We start from the raw sequence: 19,318 nt of genomic DNA on the forward strand, positions 1-19,318 counted from the left end.
TTTCATTTTAAGGAGGAAATTTTCATGAGAAAAAATGTGATTACTTGTAATATGTCGGATGATGCTATTGAGGTAAGTGTTCAAGACGCTCAGTTTTATACGCCGCCAATACTTTGTGTGGCAGATCAAACAAGCCGTATTGAATTGCTGCTCACCGATGAGCAATTGCTGCAACTGGAGCAAGCGATCCGTGATTACAAGCAACGCTTGAGTATGAAAGGAGCTGCAACGGTATGACGACTATTTTGTTGCTCCGTCTGACCCTCCGTAACTTCAAAGGCATTGATGAGTTCGAGTTTAACTTGGATGGAAAGCATACGAAAATATTCGGTGCGAATGCGACAGGTAAAACGACAATTGTTGATGCGTTTTATTGGCTGTTGTTTGGCAAAGACAGCCAGAATCGTACCGATTTTCAGATCAAGAAATTGAATCCAGATGGAACTGTAGCACAACATATGCTGGAACATGAAGTGGAAGGCGTGCTACAGATTGACGGGATCGAGCGAACGTTCCGCCGTGTGTTTGCGGAAAAATGGACAAAGAAACGGGGATCAGTGAAGAAGGAGTTTACAGGTCATGAAACGTGCTACTTTGTAGATGAAGTACCTATGAAGGAAGTCGCATACAAGGCTGAAGTTGCTCAGATCATAAAGGAAGACATCTTTCGATTGATCACGAATCCAGTTCATTTCAATGAACAACTCAAAACAGAGCAGCGCCGAGCTTTACTGCTAGATATTTGCGGGGATGTAACCGATCAGGATGTAATCAGTAGCAATGAAGAGCTAAAAGAGCTACCTGGCTACTTGAATGGTCGAACAATTGAACAGCACCGCAGTATCATCGAGGGACAAAAGCGCAACCTCAACAAAGAGATTGAGAAGATACCAATTCGGATTGATGAGGTGCGCCGGAGTATGCCGGATATTTCGCAGATTGATGTTAATAAGATCGATACGGAAATTTCTAACCTTCGTGATCAAATTGCGGAGCAAGAAAATCAGCTCCAGCAGATCCGGTCGGGTAGTGCAGCTATCGACATCCAAAATAACATTCGGCATCTGGAGGGTAAGCTGCTGGAGATAACAAATCGGCTTAAAGCTGGCAGTGTAGATTTAATTGCTGCTCAGCGTAAAGCCCTTGCAGATCATCAGTGGGAATACGATCAACTGACTCAGCAAATCGCGCAGAAGCGTAGCCAATGTCAAAACAATCAACGTCGGATCGATGCCGGTAAAGCAACCGCTCAGACACTACGTAATCGATGGTCAGAAGTGAAAGCAGCTACTTTCGAGCACAAGCACGAAAACGAAGGTAGCTGCCCAACTTGTGGACAAGCCTTACCGGAAGACCAGCTGCAAGAAGCGTTTGAGAAAGCTGAGGCTGATTTTAATCGCCAACGTGCTCAAACACTGGAAAGCATTCAGATGGATGGCAAAGCATCGATGAAAGAAGTGAATGAGCTGGAAGCATCTAATGAGACATTACTTGCTGAAATCGAAACTTTGACGCAGCAGCAATCGGAAAAGCAAGCAGGTATCATTTTTGCAAAGACTGAGCTAGCTGATCTGGACGATGCCATGATCGATCCGAAAGAGGATGCTGACTATCAAGCCGTGCAACAGCAAATCGTGGCGCTGCAAAATCAGTTGAAGGATATTCGGACGCTTGAGCAGGAAAGTGTAGCCAATACTCAGCAAATGATCGCTAGTCTTCGTACTGAAGCCGCTCAATTGGAGCAGCAGCGTGCACAGGTGACGCAGGCTAATGCGGTAACAGCTCGAATTGCAGAGCTGGAGCAGCAAGAAGCTCGCCTGGCAGAAGAGTACGAGCAACTTGAGTATCAAGTATTCCTGATTGAAAACTTTATCCGAACCAAAGTAAGTATGTTGGAAGGACGGATAAACAGTAAATTCAAGTACGCACGATTCAAATTATTTGAAACTCAGATCAATGGTGGTTTAAAGGAAGTGTGCGAAACAACCTACAGGGGTGTACCGTACAGCTCAGGACTCAACCATGCGGCTCGGATCAATGTGGGATTGGATATTGTCAATACGCTATCGGTTCACTGTGGCGTCACGGCACCGATCTTTTTCGATAATGCCGAATCGGTAACGAAATTAATCGATACGAATTCGCAGATGATCCCATTAGTTGTGAGTAAAGAAGATGCTACTTTACGAATTGAAAATATGGAGGGTGTACACGCATGAGTGATTTTTCTACCGCTTTAACTAAAGTAAATGAGAACTACTTTCCAATGATTGAACGGCAGCTCGTTAACAATGGTATTCACATGGATGAATATTCAAAATCATGTGTATTAAATGGACTGTCAGCAATCAACAATGCATTGGATACTAAAGGTATTGGTTGGAATGATACGGACTTGGATAAGAGCAACGTTACTCAAATCTTGTTGCAAGTTGCAGCTTTAAAGCTTAATGCTGCTGCAAGTCCTCGCGAAGTATACTTTCAAGTTCGAAGTGTCAAAGTGAAAGTGAATAGTAAAGAAGTGTGGAGGAAACAGATTGAAATGGGGATCGAGGGGGATGGCAATGATGCCATCCTAGCTCGTTTTGGTCGCGATGTGAAAAAGGTCGGACAGTATTGGTTAGTTCGAGAGAATGATCCATTTACCTACCCGCAATATACCGGATTTGACGTAGTGGCACCAACTTGGACACCTACTGGAAAAGGTAATGTGATTCGGGTAGTATATCCGATTCTGAAAGTAGACGGCACCATTGAATATCACATTGCAGAACGCGACGATGTGATCCGCAACCTACTTGCTCATATCAGCAACCAAATGATGAATGAAACATTTGATATCTGCGAAGACCGGTATAAGGCGACTACGGAGCAGCGGAAAGAAATTGCTTCGCGAAAAGCTGCAATTCTTAAACGCGCGAGTGAACTAGGATTAGCCGCTCTGGATAATGCTGAACTCAAAGCGTATATGAGTCCAGCTTGGACAGAGCCACAAAGCCGAGAATCTATGATTATTCGAAAAATGCGTAACAATGTGGTCAAGAAAATTCCGAAAGACTTTGGCAACTTCTTGGTGGAACGTTCTTATCAAGAAGCGAGCGATGAAGCGCTGCGAGAGATCAAAAAGGAAATCGAGGAAAATGCGAATAAGACTGTGATCGATGTGGAGCCATTGCATCCTAATCCTGAAGTCACTACACCAAAAAATGAAACGGTGGATGACACAGACGATGCACATGAACCGGATGTTGAGTCCAGTAGTGATCAACTGGAACCTGAAGCTTCCGAGCAAGATGGGCCAGGATTTTAATGATCCATATTACGGTTCTAGCTTCTAGCAGCTCTGGTAATGCCTATCTGATCACGGATGGGCAAACGGAGTTGCTGATTGAGGCAGGCATCCATTACAAACACATTCAGCGTGCGCTGGCTTTCCGGGTCGTATCCCGGTTAGCTGGCTGCTTGCTGAGTCACGAACACCGCGATCATAGCGAGTCGATATGCAGCTTGATCAAGTCTGGGGTCGATGTGTATACCAGTCAAGGTACAGCTGAAGTGCTGAACATTGCAAATAGCCACCGAGTCAAGCAGATTAAAGCACAGGAACGATTTGTCGTAGGTACGTGGACAATCTTGCCCTTTGAGGTTGAACATGATGCTGAGGAACCGTTAGGCTTTCTTCTAGCAAACCAGGACGGCGATAAGCTTTTGTTTGCTACAGATACGAGCTACTTGCGATATCGATTTGCTGGTCTGACACACATCATGATCGAGTGCAATTATGCGCTTGATATTTTGTATCAGAATGTCTCTTTAGGCAAAGTGTCAGTAGGTGTGAAAGACCGCGTGCTCGCATCGCATTTTTCATTAGAGCACGTAAAAGACTTCTTGAGAAGCAATGACCTCAGCCATGTACAGCAAATCCATCTACTTCATCTCAGTGACAACAACAGCGACGAAGAGCGTTTTCGCCGCGAAGTGATGGAACTGACAGGCTTACCCGTCTATGTTGCGAAAAAATAAATGAGCGAAGGAGCAAATTAAAATGGGATATACACATTATTGGTACCGACCGAAAGAAATCGAACCGATCACATTTGTGAAGATCAAAATGGATTTTGAACGCGTTTTGCCAGCCTTGACTGAAGCGGGTATTAAACTTGGTAATGGATATGGTCTTGGCTTTCCGATCATGAATGGAGAGATGATCCTATTTAATGGACCCGGATCACAAGGATATGAAGGGATGAATTTTCCACGAATCCTGACTCTTCACCCCGATGATCAGCCCAATGAGCAAGGTCATCACTTCGAATTTTGCAAAACGGATCAGCGTCCATATGATCTTGCAGTTACTGCTTTTCTGCTAATTGCCAAACATCATCTACAGGATGATCTGATCATTCGTAGTGATAAAGGACACAGCAATTGGGAAGCAGCGCAGAAGCTATGTGAACCTATTTTAAATTATGATGTTGCTTAAAAATTAAATCAATCAATTAAAAGGCGAACTTTCCCGTTAGGGTAGAGTTCGCCTTTTTTTATGATTCTAGGAGGAATTATATATGAAATACTATCCAATCAATGAAGCAGATGCTCGTCGTGCAAAGGAAGCGAATAGTTTTTCTGATTATAAAGAGGGTAACGCTACTGGTGAATATCAGGCGATGGTAGACCATGCATATGATGTAGCAGAAAAGTGTAAAGCGACAGCCGATCCAATCTATTATGAAAAATTGGATGCTCTTGTAGATACGTACGCTCGCAAATTGGCGCAGAACCTCGATGAACGTAATGTTATCGATGCTCGTGTGCCTTCTATCCTAATCGCAGGTGGAGGGAATTTCCCCACTCGTAAAAAGGAAAAGCAGAATGCAGCACGAGACCAGAATATGCAAGAATATCGAGAGATCGAGAAGCTTTTGGAGAAAATGCATAGTGTTGGTCGAGGAGGCATCAGTGCAGACGATCCTGACGTTATGGTCAAGCTGCATCAGAAGCTTGAGGCTATGCAAGCAGCTCAGAATCGCATGAAGGTGGTCAATGCTTATTATCGTAAGCATAAGACGCTGGATGGCTGCTCAGAGCTTACCGATCAACAAGTAGATGAGCTGAAGATGTCTATGTCCAAAGATTGGCGGACAGTTCCTGTGCCTTTTCCATCCTTTCACCTAACAAACAATCTACAAAATATTAAACGGGTGCAGAAGCGTCTGGATGATCTAAAGCAGAAACCTGCCGATGAATGGGAATTTGAAGGTGGAAAAGTGCTAAGTAATACCGAAGCCAACCGCCTGCAAATCGTATTTGATGACAAGCCGTCCGATGAGCAGCGCCAGATGCTTAAAAAGCGCGGATTTAAATGGGCACCGTCTCAATGCGCTTGGCAGCGGCAACTTACTGCTAATGCTCTCCAGGCAGTAAAATACATCGATTTTCTTCAACCCATTTCTAAGGTGTAACAGCCATGAAATATCGCTACTACTATAAAAAAGACACTCGGAAGTGTTTGCAAACGGTTCGGCGATTGATCGAGTCTGGACGTATTAGAATTAGTGATATTGTCACCATCCGAGGAAACTTCAACGATCACAAATGGTATCGGCTTACGATTCGAACCAAGACAGAGCAGCTTCAGTTTACTGGACTGAGCTGGTTTTATTTTGGCACTGGTTCGCTAGGTCTACAGCAGGTCTTACGATGGCTGCTTGTGCCATCTGCTTATCAAAAGGCTGTATTGGACGTGAAGTATCAAGGCGATACCTATCAGCCCAATTGCTTCGTGATTTGTTTTGAAAAGTGATGATAAATAAAAAATATATATTCAGAGAGGAAGATAAATATGAGTCATTTTACAGTTGCCGTTATCACACCTAATTTGAACAGAGTAGAGGATCTATTAGCTCCATTTCAAGAAAATAATATGGGGAATTGCCCTGAAGAGTATCTGGCATTTTTTGATGTAGAAGAGGAATATCAACGATCGTATGAATCGGAGTCAACGGAATATGTACAAATGGAAGATGGACGACTTGTCTCACCATATGATTCACGTTTTTATGTTACTTCTTTTGAGACGATGATGACCACGCTTGAAGCTCCAACACACTTACAACGTGTACAAATTCCACATAGAGAGAAGTACCCTACATTTGACGATTATATGATGGAATATGTAGGGTATACCGCTAAAGATGAAAAGACAGGCAAATGGGGATATTGGGAGAATCCGAATGCTAAATGGGACTGGTGGGAAGTCGGAGGACGTTGGTCGGATATGTTGTTGCTTCGATCAGGTGAACAAACCAGTGCAGCTCCAATTAAAGATATTTTCTTTATCGAGCAGGAGCACCACGAAGAAATAAGCGTTGAAATCGAAGGGATGTCTGTACCCGTGGCTATAGCTCCAAAACTCCAGATTTCCGTAGCGGAAGCTTCTCAAGAATGGAATCAAGTCATGACGGGACAAGGCTTATATAAGCCGGAATATTACATTAAACGATATGTTAATAAAGAAAGTTTTGTACGCGAAATACTGAGTATCAGCACATATGCTGTATTAACACCGGATGGTAATTGGCATGCTTCAGGAGAGATGGGATGGTTCGGCACAAGTTCGGAAAGTCCAGAAGAAGCCAGAAAATTCAGTACTTCATTCTATGATACGTTTATTAAAAATGCTAATCCAGAACACTTTTTAGTAATAGTAGATTGCCACATTTAAATTTGAATGAAAGAAGGTTATAAAATGAAAAATACTGCAACAGCAACTATTATTGAAACGGCGCAACAGACTGCTGATAAGCTGATCGTAGAGCTTCAGCATACGTATCCAGGCGTGAACTTCACTCTACTTGCGAATGAAGAAATGGATATTCCAAATGATGAGGCACCACACATTATCATCAAATGGCTGGATGGTCCGACCGAAATGGCTGTATACAAAACAGCGCGTCCATATCAAAGCACTGAAGATGGGCGTATTGAAGCTCCAATGGGGTATTACATCCGCGATCAACATTTCATTGGTGCATATTATATTGTGCCAGAGCGTGAGCTATCGACAGAACGCAAAGCAGCCGTTATGAAAGTAGCAGAGTCATTTGGATACACTGAAAAAACAGTGTGCGGATTTCAAATGGACTTGTGGGAAGAGGAACTTGTAGCAAACGGTAAATTATCTAAATAACGTGTAGAGTATAGATATAAGCGAGTGTTCTTCAATGAAGAATGCTCGCTTTTTTGTTTGCAACAAATTGAATGCATTGACGCTATATAATTAATGTAAGATACTTGTAAATAAGTTCTAGAATGGGAGAGTAGATGTTAAATGACAACAGAAGAAAAAGTAGAACAAAAGAAAGAGGAGCATAAAATATTTAAAATTGGAGGAAGCGTTCTAGTTATTTGGGGAATATCATTTTGGGCTATCAATAGGTTTGTAAATTCAGATTATAGAGGAATATTTGGTGATATGTTTGGAGCAGTAAACGCTCTGTTTTCTGGACTTGCGTTTGCCGGATTAATATATACAATCACGGTGCAAAGAAAAGAATTATCGCTTCAAAGAGAAGCAATTCAAATGCAGACAAAGGAATTAGAAGCACAACATATAGAAACAGCTCGTTCAGCAGATCAGTTACAAATGCAGCAAGAATTGTTGAATTATCAGCTTGTTTTAGCTACAGTAAATGATTTACTTAAGCTGAAGAATGCGGCTATCCAAAACATAAATACACACAATGGTGCTGATCAGTTTACGAATCGGTTTAAAAATTGGGTAACGTTTAATAAAGTATTTGATGGGGAAAATCTCAAGAATTTAGAACAATATAAAGAAACTTGTTTTTTGACATTACATTTTGTAATTACAAGCAATTTAAGGAATAAACAAATTTTTAAGCTGATAGATATAGTGAATGTAAACATAGATGCTACTGAAAAAAAATTATTAACTACTCTGGCCATCCATGAAAAGGATTTGTACATTCAGAATTTACTTAAAGTATTTAAAATATACCAAGAGAAGTAGTTACGATCCTGATTTTTGGGAATCTGTATATTTATTAAAAGGCGAATATTTTTTAAGGGAGATGCTCACCTTTTAAATTATTTTGATTATGGTATTCTAGTTGTATCAGCAATTATTAGACTGGATTAGTATAAGATCAATATTATTCTCGAAAGGAGCTGTAAAATGAATAAAGAAATTTACACGCGCGTAAGTAAACAGCAAGCAAAGAATGAGGATTCACTTGTAAAGCAACGTGAAGTTATAACCGACTATGCTAAGTCGAAAGGCTTTATAATCCTTGGTAATGAGTCAACAAAACCGACGAATAAGTCAGATTGAAGAAATGTCGATGCTAAAGTGGTTTGAATTACGAGTTGATTGCAAGTGGATTGATTCCATTCACGATTTTTCTGTTGTGCGAAATTGTAAGCTGTGCTAAAGTGAAAGTGTAATTTAGTTTCTCTCTTATACTCCCAATGCTGGAGACAAAGGAAATGTGTGTAATCCCCCTCGATCCTGCTGACTTTCTATATTTGTAGAAGGGAAGAGTGAGGTAAAAGCAGGCAAAAAGTTGTTGTCCGTTACTCCCATTTGCTGGAGACAAGGAACAGAGTACCGAAAGGCTCTCCAAAAGTAGTTATGTGATTGTATGTAAACAAGCGAATAAACGTATACAAAGCCGATTTTAGCAGAGTTTTATTCTGCCGAAATCGGCTTTTTTGCGTTTACATTAAAAACTGAGAGGATGATTTATATGTTGTTAAATCTATTCAAAGCAAAAAAGCAGGAAGAAAGCACACTGGAAAATGAGATCAATTCGTTTTTCCAAGATGAAAAAGAGCGTCGTCAAAAAGCAGAATCATTTGTACGCATGATGTTGGGACTTATCCCGTATGCTGCACAAGAAGTCTGGGGCTACAAAGAGGATCGTATGATCATCGGTGAAACGGTTCTGTTTGAAATGAGCAGCCAGCACTTTTTTGTGAAAAGTACAGATGGAGTCGAACTGGCTGTCCTTGACCTTAGAGGACAACCCTTCTGGCAATCGGTACAGGAGGTAATGAACTTTGCTCACGATTTGCTAGAGGATATCCAGCAGCGCGAGGTTGGCCGTAATCAATTGATTTCAAGTATGGATCAGTTGACACAACGAATCAAAGATAGTTCGATTGCAGCCAATAAGAAGGGTCTTGCGATTGCTCAGCAGGTTCCACAATTTGCGAAAAATAATTAAATACGTATAAATGCGATCCCTACAAGAGTAGGGATCGTTTTATTATCCAAATCAGAGAGGAAGATTCCTATGAAAAAAAATGACCGTAAACCTACACTTAAACAAAAAAAGATGATCACGTCTGCTAAATTTATTCCCGAAAATTGGTTGGTACGTCGCCAAGAAGACAATGTGTTGATCATTGTAAGTAAGAAATCCGGTATGGTTCGTGAGATTGCAATTTAAATATAGGAAGGACTCCAAGTGGCTGAATAAGCTGCTGGAGTCCTATTTATTTTAAAGGAGAGTGCAGCATGACCGTTCATGGTTTTGTATCGTACAGCATGGAGCGCGCATACGCCGCTTACAAGCTTGGAAAGATTACTCGGTGCGAATACTGCAATCGGCTGGCATATCTTATTTCGCTGCATTAAGACAAGGAGGTTAAGCAATTGAATTCAATTTTAAACAATATGGCTGCTGTTGGTGGTCAAGCGCCAACGGATATCATTGGACATTTAACCTGGGCAGGTGTGGGTGCGATGCTGATCACACGAGATGAGTTGAAACAAAAGCTCATCGATTCTGGACTAGGCGAAGGTTGGATGCCGAAACCGATCCGGTTGCCGGATGCATTTCGGCGTGCAACATCGGCTAAGTTCCGTCAAGAACTGCCAGATGGGAAAATCGAAAATTATATGTTCCGGGAAGTAACATCTAACAAACAGACGGTACAACGGAATTTAGTTTGCGAAACCGTAGATACCAAAGGTCGTCGCTTAGATTATGATGGCGCTGCCGGTATCGTTATTCTGGACAAAAATACAGACACGATTGATACGAGTCATACTTCTCCTATAGCGAGCCAGATGGTACAAAATGCTGTACTCCGGTTCGATATTTGTAAAAACCATTACGAGAGCACTACACTTCGTACTGTGATGACGAACGTTCTAAAAAGCATGTCGCCTACACCTGTCCGGCAATCCGGCGGTGTTTATTTTGTTCCGAAGCAATTTGATCTAGAGCTGCAAGCCTATATTGAATTTATTCGTTCGCTTGAAAAAGGCGAATCGGAAAAAATTCCAGTAATTAACACCAATGATATGCGTGGGATGATTACTCGTAAACTGCTGGAGCATTTGAAAGGAACACTGTATGCTTGTAAAGCAGGCGTAGATAACCAGCTTCGGAAGGCAGAGTTAAAGACCTTATTAGATGATGCCAAACGGATCGTGGAGGATTACAAGCAGTATGAATCGATTGTCACAGGCGATCTGAAAGATATGGAGCAGCTTTGCCTATCGATTCGTCAAAATATCGCTGTAGCTTTACAAAACATGGCGGACGATTAAAATACGAAAGGATGCTTAGATATGCAAGGACAAGCTTACATGCAGCACTGGGCGTTGATTCGCCAGGTGCTTCAAGATCATATCGTGCTGGACAAAGTTCGCTATAGCCAGCATGCAGGTGAGCGTATGGAGCAGCGTGGGATCAGTAAGCGGATAGTCGAATATGTACTGTACCACAATGATCCAAGCGAAATGCACGAAGCTGGTAAGTATCCACATGGTTCGCAGCCTTTTGCGAATAGTGATCCGGTTTTAACAGTGGTTGGTTCCTATGAGGAACAGACCGTTGCGATCGGACTTGCTATCAAAAAGCGTCCAGCGGGTATTCAATTCACGATTGTAACAGCGCTGTTGCCCGAATCAGGGCGGCATCTTCTGTAAAAGGATATACGCACATCTTGTTCGATATGGTGTATACTGAGTACACCATACTTCATAACAGGCGGTGACATTGATAATGAGAGGGAAAACAACCATGATGATTAATAACGTGGCGACAATCAATTTTCCTGTTGAAATGGTGGATGGTGAAGAGCAGTATCCTTTACACTCGGCTGCTGTCGTAGAAAGTATTGCGGATACCATTCCAGATGAAGTAAAAGCTTCGGTCACGATTGATTACGAACAGATTCCAGCCGATTACTTCTTGAAAGTAAAGAAGGAGCTTGGGATCGGATCAGTGGATCATGATAAAGCTTTACGAAACGAGCTGGAGCTACTGGACATGTTAAATCGGGACGGTGCTTTTACTAACCGTAAAAACTAAACCATATACGTATAAAGAAATGAGCTGAAGACTTCCTAAGTATAGGAAGCTTCAGCTTTTTTTATTTCAAAAATAGGAGGACTACACATGAAAATTTGGAATTTACTTAAAGAGCTGAATAATCAATTTGCAGAACGTGAAGAAGTAATTGAGGGTTTGGTTGTTGCCATGATTGCTCGGCAACACGCACTACTTATCGGCCCACCCGGAACGGGGAAAAGTGCTTTAGTGACTGAACTTGCACAGCGATTTACGGGTGTGAACTACTTTCAGTGGTTGCTTACACGTTTTAGCACGCCAGAAGAACTATTCGGTCCAGTCTCTTTAAAAGAGCTGGAGCAAGGCGTGTACAAGCGTAATACGGTTGGGAAATTGCCAGAAGCGCATACTTCCTTCTTGGATGAGATTTTTAAAGCCAACAGTGCCATCTTAAATGCTCTACTGACACTCATCAATGAGCGGCAATTTTACAACAATGATGCACCTGTACGGGTGCCTCTCATGTCTCTCATTGGTAGTTCAAATGAGTATCCCGAAGAAGGCGAAGGATTGGAGGCATTGTTTGACCGATTCCTTCTCAGGTTCGAAGTCAATTATATTGGCGAAGAGCAAGCATTTATCGACATGTTAAAGGGACAACCATCGAATCCTATCTATATGACTGTAGAGGAGTTAAAGGAGCTTCAACAGTTAAGCGATACGGTGATCATTCCCGACGAGATATACGAAATGCTGAGTAAAATTCGAATTGAATTGCGGAACCAAGGTATTCTTCCATCGGATCGTCGATTTAAGCAGATTCTCTCGCTTATTCGGGCAAAAGCTATTTTGGCAGGTAGAACGTCAGCGATAGCAGAAGATATTTCGATTCTTAAACATTCACTGTGGGACACTCCTAATCAACAAGATAAAGTGGCCAAGATTATCCGTATTCATTCGCAAGATGTGATTAAGACTAAAATAGACGATTCTCTTCTTGAAGTAGCAGATATCCTTCAAAATCTAGAGAAGGAAAAGAATAGCACTGAGGCTGCTATAGAATCTATCAAAAAAATAAAGATTATTGCTAACGATTTGAAAACCTTGCAAACCAAAAATCCTGAGCGTTTGGAGATACCTGGTGCTCTACAAAGTATTCAAGCATCACTAGATCACATTTCATCAACTGCATTGGGAGTATAGGCATATGAATCCTATCGAATCGGTATTAAATACGGATCAATATGATCGTAGACGCTTTGGCGAACTCCTACAAGTATCTGAAAAGTTAGCGAAGGTAAATGAACAAGGAGAGCAGCATATCCCCTTGTTTTCATCCTTGATGGGTGATCTATGGGCTGGATTATTTAAGATGCAGCCTCGGCTACTGGATGAAGTATCTCCCGATTTAAATATGAATCAGCAGCTCATGGATCATATCATGCATGATCGTCATTATACCGATTTTCGCGAGTTCACTCGGCTTGATGATTTTGCTTCTGCACTTGGAGCAAGCCAGTATAGTGAGACTGTACTTCATTGGATAGATCAACAAGCGGACGCTCGCCAGGATATACAACAGGCAAGGGATCAATATCAACAAGGTCTAGATGGTGCATCAGAAGCCTTTGCTGATGCTGTATTCTCAGCCCTGAGCGAACAAGGTCACTCGTTATCTCAGATGCTAACACAAGCGGCAGAGCAGGCGATGGAGACGAAGGATCAGGTGCAGTCATTGCTCGGTGGATTACAAGCCGGGCAAGGAGCTGCGGAGCTGATGAAAGTACCCTTAGGAGATAAACTACTCCTTGCAGAAAAATTGAGTCACGATAGGAAGTTACGTGAGATTGCAATGTGGGCAGGACGCATGAAAACCATTGCCCGTCGCAAGCAGCGATCCAAGCATTCGGAATCAATGAGTCGCAGCGGTATCCGACAAGGTACGGACATCGAGCACTTGTTGCCGATGGAGCTGGGCAGCTATGCAAGTCCAATCACTAAAATGGATTTTCTGCGCCGGTATGTAGAAGGTCAGACGCTACAGTATGATACTCAAGGGCAGGAAGAGCTAGGAAAGGGCCCGATCATACTATGCTTGGATCAGTCGGGAAGTATGATGAGCCAGGATTCAGTCTCTAAAGGTTTTGCGCTTGCTTTAATGAGTATTGCGCGAAAACAAAGAAGAGATTTTGCTCTCATTCCATTCTCAAGTAGTGTCCAAGAAACACTTATATACAAAGGTGGGAAAAGTACAGTACAGGATATGATTTCACTGGCTACAACTTTTCTGGATGGAGGAACGTATTTCCAGCCTCCCTTACGAAAAGCTATGGAGCTACTGAATCAGCATCGTTTCCAACAGGCAGATATTATATTCGTTACGGATGGAGAGGCTACAGATATAACGAGCATGTTTTTGAGTAGATGGAAGCAACTTCAGAAAGAGAGAAGGTTTTCAGTACTCACTTTGCTACTTGGAGTGGAGTCGGCTTCAGAGGTGGAAGGTTTCTCGGATCGAATTGTCAAAGCTTCATCATTTGCAGATGAATCGATCTATCAGGCTTTTGAAATTTGAGATGAGCAGGGCAGTGATAATGCTGCTCTGTTCTTTTCTTCTATTAAGATGAGGTCTATATGAAAAGATCAAGTATTCAACGTACTGTAAAAAGCTTACTTAATATGCGTGACCGTATCCGTTTTGACTTACCCTTCCAGCGTAATAGCGTATGGAAAAGAGATCGACGCTCCTATTTAATCGATTCTGTAATCCGAGATAGATATGTTCCCAACATTCTCGTTTGGAATAATGGCGATGGATATGTTTGGGTAGTTGATGGAAAGCAGCGTTGGGAATCTGTTTTCATGTTCAATGATGGGGAATATCGTCTTAGTAAGGGTACGGCTGACTTTCAGAATGAAGTGATTGCGAATAAAAAGCATGCAGAGTTATCAGACGATGCCAAGTTTGAATTTCTGACGTATAACTTTACTGTCACTGAGTTCAGCGAATGCACATTTGAAGAAGTCGAAGAAATGTTCTACCGAGTCAACCAGGCAGAGCCGCTTACTTCGACTGAAAAAACGCGTGTTAAGGTGAGTCCAGACGTTCGCGAAGTCGTACAGGAACTAGGCAGTCACTTGTTTTTTGAGAAGATTGCTTTTACAAAAGCAGATCGCAACCGTTATGTCGATGAGAAGTTGATGTGGCAGTTTTTAGCTTATACCTCACATGCAGATATCGACTACAGTGGAGCAAGCTTGAACATGTTTATTTCTAATCTGGATGAAGTTCCAAGAACTATTGCGGAACAAGTCGAACATCGATTAGAGTTTCTGGATGCCAGTTTCCGAAATTGGAATACGAAGCAACGGAAAGTGCTGAAAAAAGTACACGTAGACACGTTATTTCAAATCGTAGAAGATGCTGAGAAACATGCAGTTACCGAAGAACGATTCGGAGAATGGGCAGCTTCTTTCCTCATTGATCGGTACACGGTCGATAGTCCCTATGGACAGCTTTGTCAAAAGGGAGCGACCAGTAAACAGGGTATTCTTAATCGGAAAAATTATATGCTAGAGGATATGCAGAGTTGGTTGAAGACAGCAAAACACTAGAGCTGTCGAATTGCTGGAAAAAGTGAATATTATACTATACAAAGGGACTGCGGGTATGATGCCAACAGTCCCTTTTTGTATTTTAAAGGAGTGAATTCGAAGATGGGTCATCACTTATATTTCACCCCTGAAGCTGCTAAAAGTGTACTGCCACGTTATGAATATGCACTTGAGGAAGAACGCAAGTTAGTCAATCTATTAAAAAGCCAAATTGCTGATATACAGAAGAGTTCGCTAAAACGTCGGCGATCAGTTTACGGAGTATTTGGTTCAGAGGAGTTTCAGAAAGAACTGACGGAATGGCGTGAGCCTATTTTGGCTGGAATTGAACGTGAAGTAAGCGAGTTGAAACTTATAATAGCAGGTTGGACTTGGGAGCAGATTGTTGCACAACGAAAAAGGTCGCCAGAAGACGAAACTGAACCAACTCTATTTTGAAAGGATGATTAATATGGAATGGATCAAATACGAATGCGAAAATTGTAAACGCCGTTTTGCTGTAGAGGAAGAACCAGCAGATCGGCTTGATGAACCTTGTTGCCCGGAATGTGCAGAGAGCAATTGTGTAGAGCTTGGAGAAATGGAGGGATTAGAGTGAATATCGAATATAAAACATCGGCATTTTTGTTCGCTGGAGTGGGTGGAGCAACAGCCGGAGCCATGCGCAGCGCAGCTGAATATGCTGGTAGAGTCTACAAATTCAAAGTGCTTTGCGCCATTGATAGCGATCCCATTGCATGCCGCAATCACGATTTGATCACAGGAGAAAACACCTCTGTATGCATGGACTTGTTTACACGTTGGCAATATGAGGCATGGCACGGGCAAAAGCCACCGAAGGATTGGAAAGAAGTCACTGCTTGGGATATCTGGCAGGCGTTCAAGGAACAGGTGCCTTTCTTCTTATTCCTCAGCCCTCCGTGCAAAGGCTTGAGTGGTCTTCTACCTGGTGACAAAGCAGCCTCTGAGAAGTATCAAGCGTTAAATTATCTCACTGTACATGGATTAGAGTTGTCACTACAAGCGTGCTTGGAGTATGGCGGCTCTGTACCCGCTATTATTCAGTTGGAGAACGTACCTAGAATCACGACTAGGGGGAAAGCACTCTTATCGAAGATAAAAAAGTTGCTCAAGAAATTTGGTTATGCGGTCAGTATCCGAGCAGATCACAATTTAGGAGAGATCGGAGGGCTGGGGCAAAACCGGGTGCGCTTCCTAATTCTTGCCCGGCATGAAGCTCAGCTTCCGAACTTTATCTACTATCCAGAACGAAAGCCACTACGAACGATCGGAGATGTACTGTCCGACCTTCCTGCACCAGGCGATATCGTAGGAGGAGGGCCATTGCATAAGTTGCCACGCTTGCAGTGGAAAACGTGGATGCGACTTGCTTTAATCCCTGCCGGTGGTGACTGGCGTGATCTCAATAAGATTGATTGGGAAAATCTCCGTGTAACACATACTCCACGCGCTGGATCAACAGCCGTATCAGATCCACGTTTGCAAATATCTGGTGAGGGAAAGACAAATTTGTACCGGGTTCAGTCTGTTGATGAAGCAGCCACTTGTGTAACAGGAGCTGCTGGTGTCAATCAAGGTGCAGGTTGTATCTCTGATCCTAACTTGTCAGATCGATCCAACCGACATCCGGGCGTATATCAGATCGTGCGAGCAGATGAGCCAGCTCCATGCGTAACCGGTACTCGGTTTGGTAGCGGCGCAATTGCCGTTGCTGATCCTCGCGTCAATACCAAGTTGATGCCTGATAGTTACGGCGTGCAAGAGTGGGACACAACGGCTAAGACTGTGCGATCTGCCAATCGGATTATGCAGTCTGCTGGTAGCGTATCTGATCCTCGTGTACCGGATAGACCAGGGCGTTATACTGATCAATTTCGAATGCAGTCTGTTGACAGTCCGGCAGCTACAGTAACGGGAGCAACGGACGTACAAAACGGCGCGCAGCTCGTCGCTGATCCTCGAATCAATAGTGCACCGCGAGCAGACACAATGGGAGTACAAGATTGGAATTGTACTGCGAAGACAGTCATCGGCAGTATGGATGTGCATGCCGGAGCTGCGGCTGTAGCCGATCCGCGTATACCGGATGACAAAGAGCAAGGGGTATGGACGATTGTCTCACTAGATGGCACCTGGCATCGTCCACTCACAACTTACGAGCTGGCAATGTTACAAAGCTTCCCTACACATCTGCCGGATGGTCGTCCGTTTCAATTGGAGGGATGTAGCGATCAGAAAGCACGCGAGTATATCGGAAATGCTGTACCACGTGAAGCCCAAGAAGAAATGGGAAATGTATTACTGTTAGCAGCTGCTGAAGCTGATGCAAATGTGGGTTTTGCGCTTAGTTGGCAACCAGTATGGGTTGCTCCAACCAAAGAAGAATCTGCTCAACTAATTCAATAAGCGATAACTACGAAATGGAGTGAATACTATGAGTAAATATTTTACCTGTTCTCAACACCTGAAAAATTATCAACAGTTAAAAGCGAAATTTGTGCACCATTGGTCAAGCGAATATGCAGCGGCTGCTTATGTCGCCTCATTACCGGAAATCTATTATCGGATTAATTGGAATGATCAAGATTCGCCTGTTGCCTGGTACTTTGAATGGGTGGCTACGGGAACAGATGAGTATGGAGACGAAGACGGATACCATGCAGAATCTAAGATTATGAGAGGTCTTTCAGGAATCTATCAAGAATTGGTTCGTGGAGCTGTTGAACTATTTACCAGTGGTGATTTCAAATTTGATTTAATGCATTTCCTCGGTGGAGCAGATCAAACCCTCTACCTTGTATTTTTACAAATGATAGAGATTCGTCGGCGTTCATTTATTCTGAGTTTATCTAGCTATAGTCGAGATATAGAATCTTAAAAAGCGAACTATTATAAGTGAAGAAAATGAGGCGGCTACCTATATGGTAGCTGCCTTCTTTAAGTAGAAAGGACGGTGTAACTAAATGAAATCTCCACGTATTTTACATTACCCAGGGAGCAAATGGTCGATGGCGGAGTGGATCATAAGTCATATGCCGCAGCATAGCGCATACCTTGAACCATTTATGGGAAGTGGCGCTGTATTATTTAATAAACCGCCTGTATCGTTGGAAACAGTAAACGATTTGGATGGTGACATTGTAAATCTATTTAGTGTCATCCGCGATCATCCAGAAGAATTGGCGCGCTTGGTTGAGTACACTCCTTATAGCCGTCAAGAATACTATCGGTCATACGATTATACTGATGATATTACCGATCTGGAGCGTGCAAGACTCTTCATGGTGCGTTGTTGGATGGCGCGTGGCGCACGTAGCTCGGATCGTAATGGATGGCGGCATGTCATTGATCATAATGGACCGCGCCCTGTAAGGCAGTGGAATGACGTGCCACAAAAGATCATGCAAATCACAGAAAGACTCAAGTCGATACAAATCGAGCAACAACCGGCCGTAAAACTCGTAGAGCGATACAAGCATCCTGATTATCTGATTTACGCTGATCCGCCATATGTACTTGAGACCCGTAAAGGTCGTATCTATAAGCATGAAATGAACGACAACGATCATGTGGAACTTCTGGACGCATTAGATGCACATCCAGGACCGGTGTTGCTATCTGGTTATGATCATCCGTTGTACAACGATCGCTTACGACATTGGAGCCGTGAAGAACGTATTGTTCAAGCTGAGGCTGGTCAAAAACGTATAGAGGTCTTATGGATCAATCCTAACGCAACCGAACAAGTTGGACAAATGAAATTATTCTAACCTTTTGGAAAGGTGACCGTCTTAATGATGGTTACCTTTTTGTTTGATTAGATGCAAAGTTTATAAGTTATATCAGCCAGATAGGAGGGGGAATATGAGCAAACATAGTAAGCTGTATGATCGTGCTGGTCTATGGCAGACACGCGCATTACAAGCCTTAGCTAAAGGAGATTATGATCGTGCAGGGCGGCTCCGTACAAAAAGTTTGCAACTTGCTGCTCATGCTAAACGTGAAGAAGAAAAGAGAATAAAGAAGGAGCATCGTCCACAGAGAGAAATAATCAGGAATAAAAAAATACAAAATTATGTAAAAAAAGAAATAAGTTACAATTAAAATGTATTAGTTGTATAATGGAATTAGAGAACATGGTAAAAATTAAAATGGGGAGGAGATTATTTATATGACTGCTTCATTTATTATGATGGTACTTTATTTACTTTTTATAGTTGCCATTGTCGCTACAGCAGCTTTTTTCATAATAAGGTATGTTCGCAAAAATAAAAAGAATCACTCTGAGCAGCAATTAGCATTCAATTCTCATAAAGAAAAATAGCTCATTTTATGAATTGCAAAATAGTTAATAA

The 19,318-nt window shown here is 42.5% G+C and carries 26 protein-coding genes; all 26 read left to right on the forward strand.

The window, feature by feature from the left end; all coding sequences use genetic code 11:
- The first annotated feature begins 24 nt into the window (after positions 1-24).
- The 26 genes from IEX62_RS01735 to IEX62_RS01860 all read left to right on the forward strand — a co-directional run bounded on the left by IEX62_RS01735 (position 25) and on the right by IEX62_RS01860 (position 19,287).
- On the forward strand, positions 25-237 hold the full coding sequence (locus tag IEX62_RS01735; protein ID WP_188773671.1) for a hypothetical protein: 213 nt from the start codon (positions 25-27) through the stop codon (positions 235-237).
- A complete protein-coding gene (locus IEX62_RS01740) occupies positions 234-2,219 on the forward strand; it encodes an AAA family ATPase (protein WP_188773672.1) in 1,986 nt (661 codons plus the stop codon). The genes IEX62_RS01735 and IEX62_RS01740 overlap by 4 nt, the downstream gene beginning before the upstream one ends.
- Positions 2,216-3,310: a Sec-independent protein translocase family protein gene (locus IEX62_RS01745; RefSeq protein WP_188773673.1), complete on the forward strand. Its 1,095-nt coding sequence runs from the start codon at positions 2,216-2,218 to the stop codon at positions 3,308-3,310. The genes IEX62_RS01740 and IEX62_RS01745 overlap by 4 nt, the downstream gene beginning before the upstream one ends.
- Complete coding sequence (locus IEX62_RS01750) at positions 3,310-4,023, forward strand: MBL fold metallo-hydrolase (protein ID WP_188773674.1); 714 nt, start codon at positions 3,310-3,312, stop codon at positions 4,021-4,023. The genes IEX62_RS01745 and IEX62_RS01750 overlap by 1 nt, the downstream gene beginning before the upstream one ends.
- Before the next feature lie 22 nt (positions 4,024-4,045).
- Entirely contained in the window at positions 4,046-4,483 is a 438-nt protein-coding gene (locus tag IEX62_RS01755; protein WP_188773675.1) for a hypothetical protein, read from the forward strand.
- An 82-nt stretch (positions 4,484-4,565) separates the two neighbouring features.
- Positions 4,566-5,462 carry a DUF8626 domain-containing protein gene (locus tag IEX62_RS01760; RefSeq protein ID WP_188773676.1) on the forward strand — a complete coding sequence of 299 codons (897 nt, stop codon included), beginning with the start codon at positions 4,566-4,568 and terminating at the stop codon, positions 5,460-5,462.
- 5 nt (positions 5,463-5,467) lie between these two features.
- Positions 5,468-5,803: a hypothetical protein gene (locus IEX62_RS01765; RefSeq protein WP_188773677.1), complete on the forward strand. Its 336-nt coding sequence runs from the start codon at positions 5,468-5,470 to the stop codon at positions 5,801-5,803.
- A gap of 39 nt (positions 5,804-5,842) precedes the next feature.
- Positions 5,843-6,724 carry a hypothetical protein gene (locus tag IEX62_RS01770; RefSeq protein ID WP_188773678.1) on the forward strand — a complete coding sequence of 294 codons (882 nt, stop codon included), beginning with the start codon at positions 5,843-5,845 and terminating at the stop codon, positions 6,722-6,724.
- Positions 6,725-6,748: 24 nt separating this feature from the next.
- Positions 6,749-7,189, forward strand: coding sequence for a hypothetical protein (locus IEX62_RS01775; protein ID WP_188773679.1), 441 nt, complete (start codon positions 6,749-6,751; stop codon positions 7,187-7,189).
- Positions 7,190-7,330: 141 nt separating this feature from the next.
- Positions 7,331-8,032 carry a hypothetical protein gene (locus tag IEX62_RS01780; RefSeq protein ID WP_188773680.1) on the forward strand — a complete coding sequence of 234 codons (702 nt, stop codon included), beginning with the start codon at positions 7,331-7,333 and terminating at the stop codon, positions 8,030-8,032.
- A gap of 165 nt (positions 8,033-8,197) precedes the next feature.
- A complete protein-coding gene (locus IEX62_RS01785) occupies positions 8,198-8,353 on the forward strand; it encodes a recombinase family protein (protein WP_188773681.1) in 156 nt (51 codons plus the stop codon).
- A 415-nt stretch (positions 8,354-8,768) separates the two neighbouring features.
- Positions 8,769-9,248, forward strand: coding sequence for a hypothetical protein (locus IEX62_RS01790; protein WP_188773682.1), 480 nt, complete (start codon positions 8,769-8,771; stop codon positions 9,246-9,248).
- Between the two features lie 69 nt (positions 9,249-9,317).
- The gene (locus IEX62_RS01795; RefSeq protein WP_188773683.1) at positions 9,318-9,473 is read left to right on the forward strand and encodes a DUF6906 family protein; all 156 of its coding nucleotides are present in this window, start codon (positions 9,318-9,320) and stop codon (positions 9,471-9,473) included.
- A 206-nt stretch (positions 9,474-9,679) separates the two neighbouring features.
- Positions 9,680-10,582, forward strand: a complete 903-nt coding sequence (locus IEX62_RS01800) for a DUF6744 family protein (RefSeq protein ID WP_188773684.1) — start codon at positions 9,680-9,682, stop codon at positions 10,580-10,582.
- Between the two features lie 21 nt (positions 10,583-10,603).
- Positions 10,604-10,963 (forward strand): DUF4258 domain-containing protein, encoded by a 360-nt coding sequence (locus IEX62_RS01805; RefSeq protein WP_188773685.1) that lies wholly within the window; start codon positions 10,604-10,606, stop codon positions 10,961-10,963.
- 94 nt (positions 10,964-11,057) lie between these two features.
- Positions 11,058-11,348, forward strand: a complete 291-nt coding sequence (locus tag IEX62_RS01810) for a hypothetical protein (RefSeq protein WP_188773686.1) — start codon at positions 11,058-11,060, stop codon at positions 11,346-11,348.
- An 87-nt stretch (positions 11,349-11,435) separates the two neighbouring features.
- A complete protein-coding gene (locus tag IEX62_RS01815; RefSeq protein WP_188773687.1) occupies positions 11,436-12,530 on the forward strand; it encodes an AAA family ATPase in 1,095 nt (364 codons plus the stop codon).
- A 4-nt stretch (positions 12,531-12,534) separates the two neighbouring features.
- Entirely contained in the window at positions 12,535-13,902 is a 1,368-nt protein-coding gene (locus IEX62_RS01820; protein WP_188773688.1) for a vWA domain-containing protein, read from the forward strand.
- Between the two features lie 59 nt (positions 13,903-13,961).
- A complete protein-coding gene (locus IEX62_RS01825) occupies positions 13,962-14,942 on the forward strand; it encodes a DUF262 domain-containing protein (protein ID WP_188773689.1) in 981 nt (326 codons plus the stop codon).
- Positions 14,943-15,044: 102 nt separating this feature from the next.
- Positions 15,045-15,380: a hypothetical protein gene (locus IEX62_RS01830; protein ID WP_188773690.1), complete on the forward strand. Its 336-nt coding sequence runs from the start codon at positions 15,045-15,047 to the stop codon at positions 15,378-15,380.
- A gap of 13 nt (positions 15,381-15,393) precedes the next feature.
- Positions 15,394-15,540: a hypothetical protein gene (locus IEX62_RS01835; RefSeq protein WP_188773691.1), complete on the forward strand. Its 147-nt coding sequence runs from the start codon at positions 15,394-15,396 to the stop codon at positions 15,538-15,540.
- Complete coding sequence (locus IEX62_RS01840) at positions 15,537-17,369, forward strand: DNA cytosine methyltransferase (RefSeq protein ID WP_229685552.1); 1,833 nt, start codon at positions 15,537-15,539, stop codon at positions 17,367-17,369. Before IEX62_RS01835 ends, IEX62_RS01840 begins: the two co-directional genes overlap by 4 nt.
- A 28-nt stretch (positions 17,370-17,397) precedes the next feature.
- Positions 17,398-17,841 carry a DUF2538 family protein gene (locus tag IEX62_RS01845; protein WP_188773693.1) on the forward strand — a complete coding sequence of 148 codons (444 nt, stop codon included), beginning with the start codon at positions 17,398-17,400 and terminating at the stop codon, positions 17,839-17,841.
- Positions 17,842-17,926: 85 nt separating this feature from the next.
- Positions 17,927-18,733: a DNA adenine methylase gene (locus IEX62_RS01850; protein ID WP_188773694.1), complete on the forward strand. Its 807-nt coding sequence runs from the start codon at positions 17,927-17,929 to the stop codon at positions 18,731-18,733.
- A 94-nt stretch (positions 18,734-18,827) separates the two neighbouring features.
- Positions 18,828-19,067, forward strand: a complete 240-nt coding sequence (locus IEX62_RS01855) for a hypothetical protein (protein ID WP_188773695.1) — start codon at positions 18,828-18,830, stop codon at positions 19,065-19,067.
- A 67-nt stretch (positions 19,068-19,134) separates the two neighbouring features.
- Positions 19,135-19,287: a FeoB-associated Cys-rich membrane protein gene (locus IEX62_RS01860; RefSeq protein WP_188773696.1), complete on the forward strand. Its 153-nt coding sequence runs from the start codon at positions 19,135-19,137 to the stop codon at positions 19,285-19,287.
- Positions 19,288-19,318: the final 31 nt, after the last annotated feature.

The sequence above is a fragment of the Paenibacillus hunanensis genome (genome assembly GCF_014645615.1).
GTDB classification, from domain to species: Bacteria; Bacillota; Bacilli; order Paenibacillales; family Paenibacillaceae; genus Saccharibacillus; species Saccharibacillus hunanensis.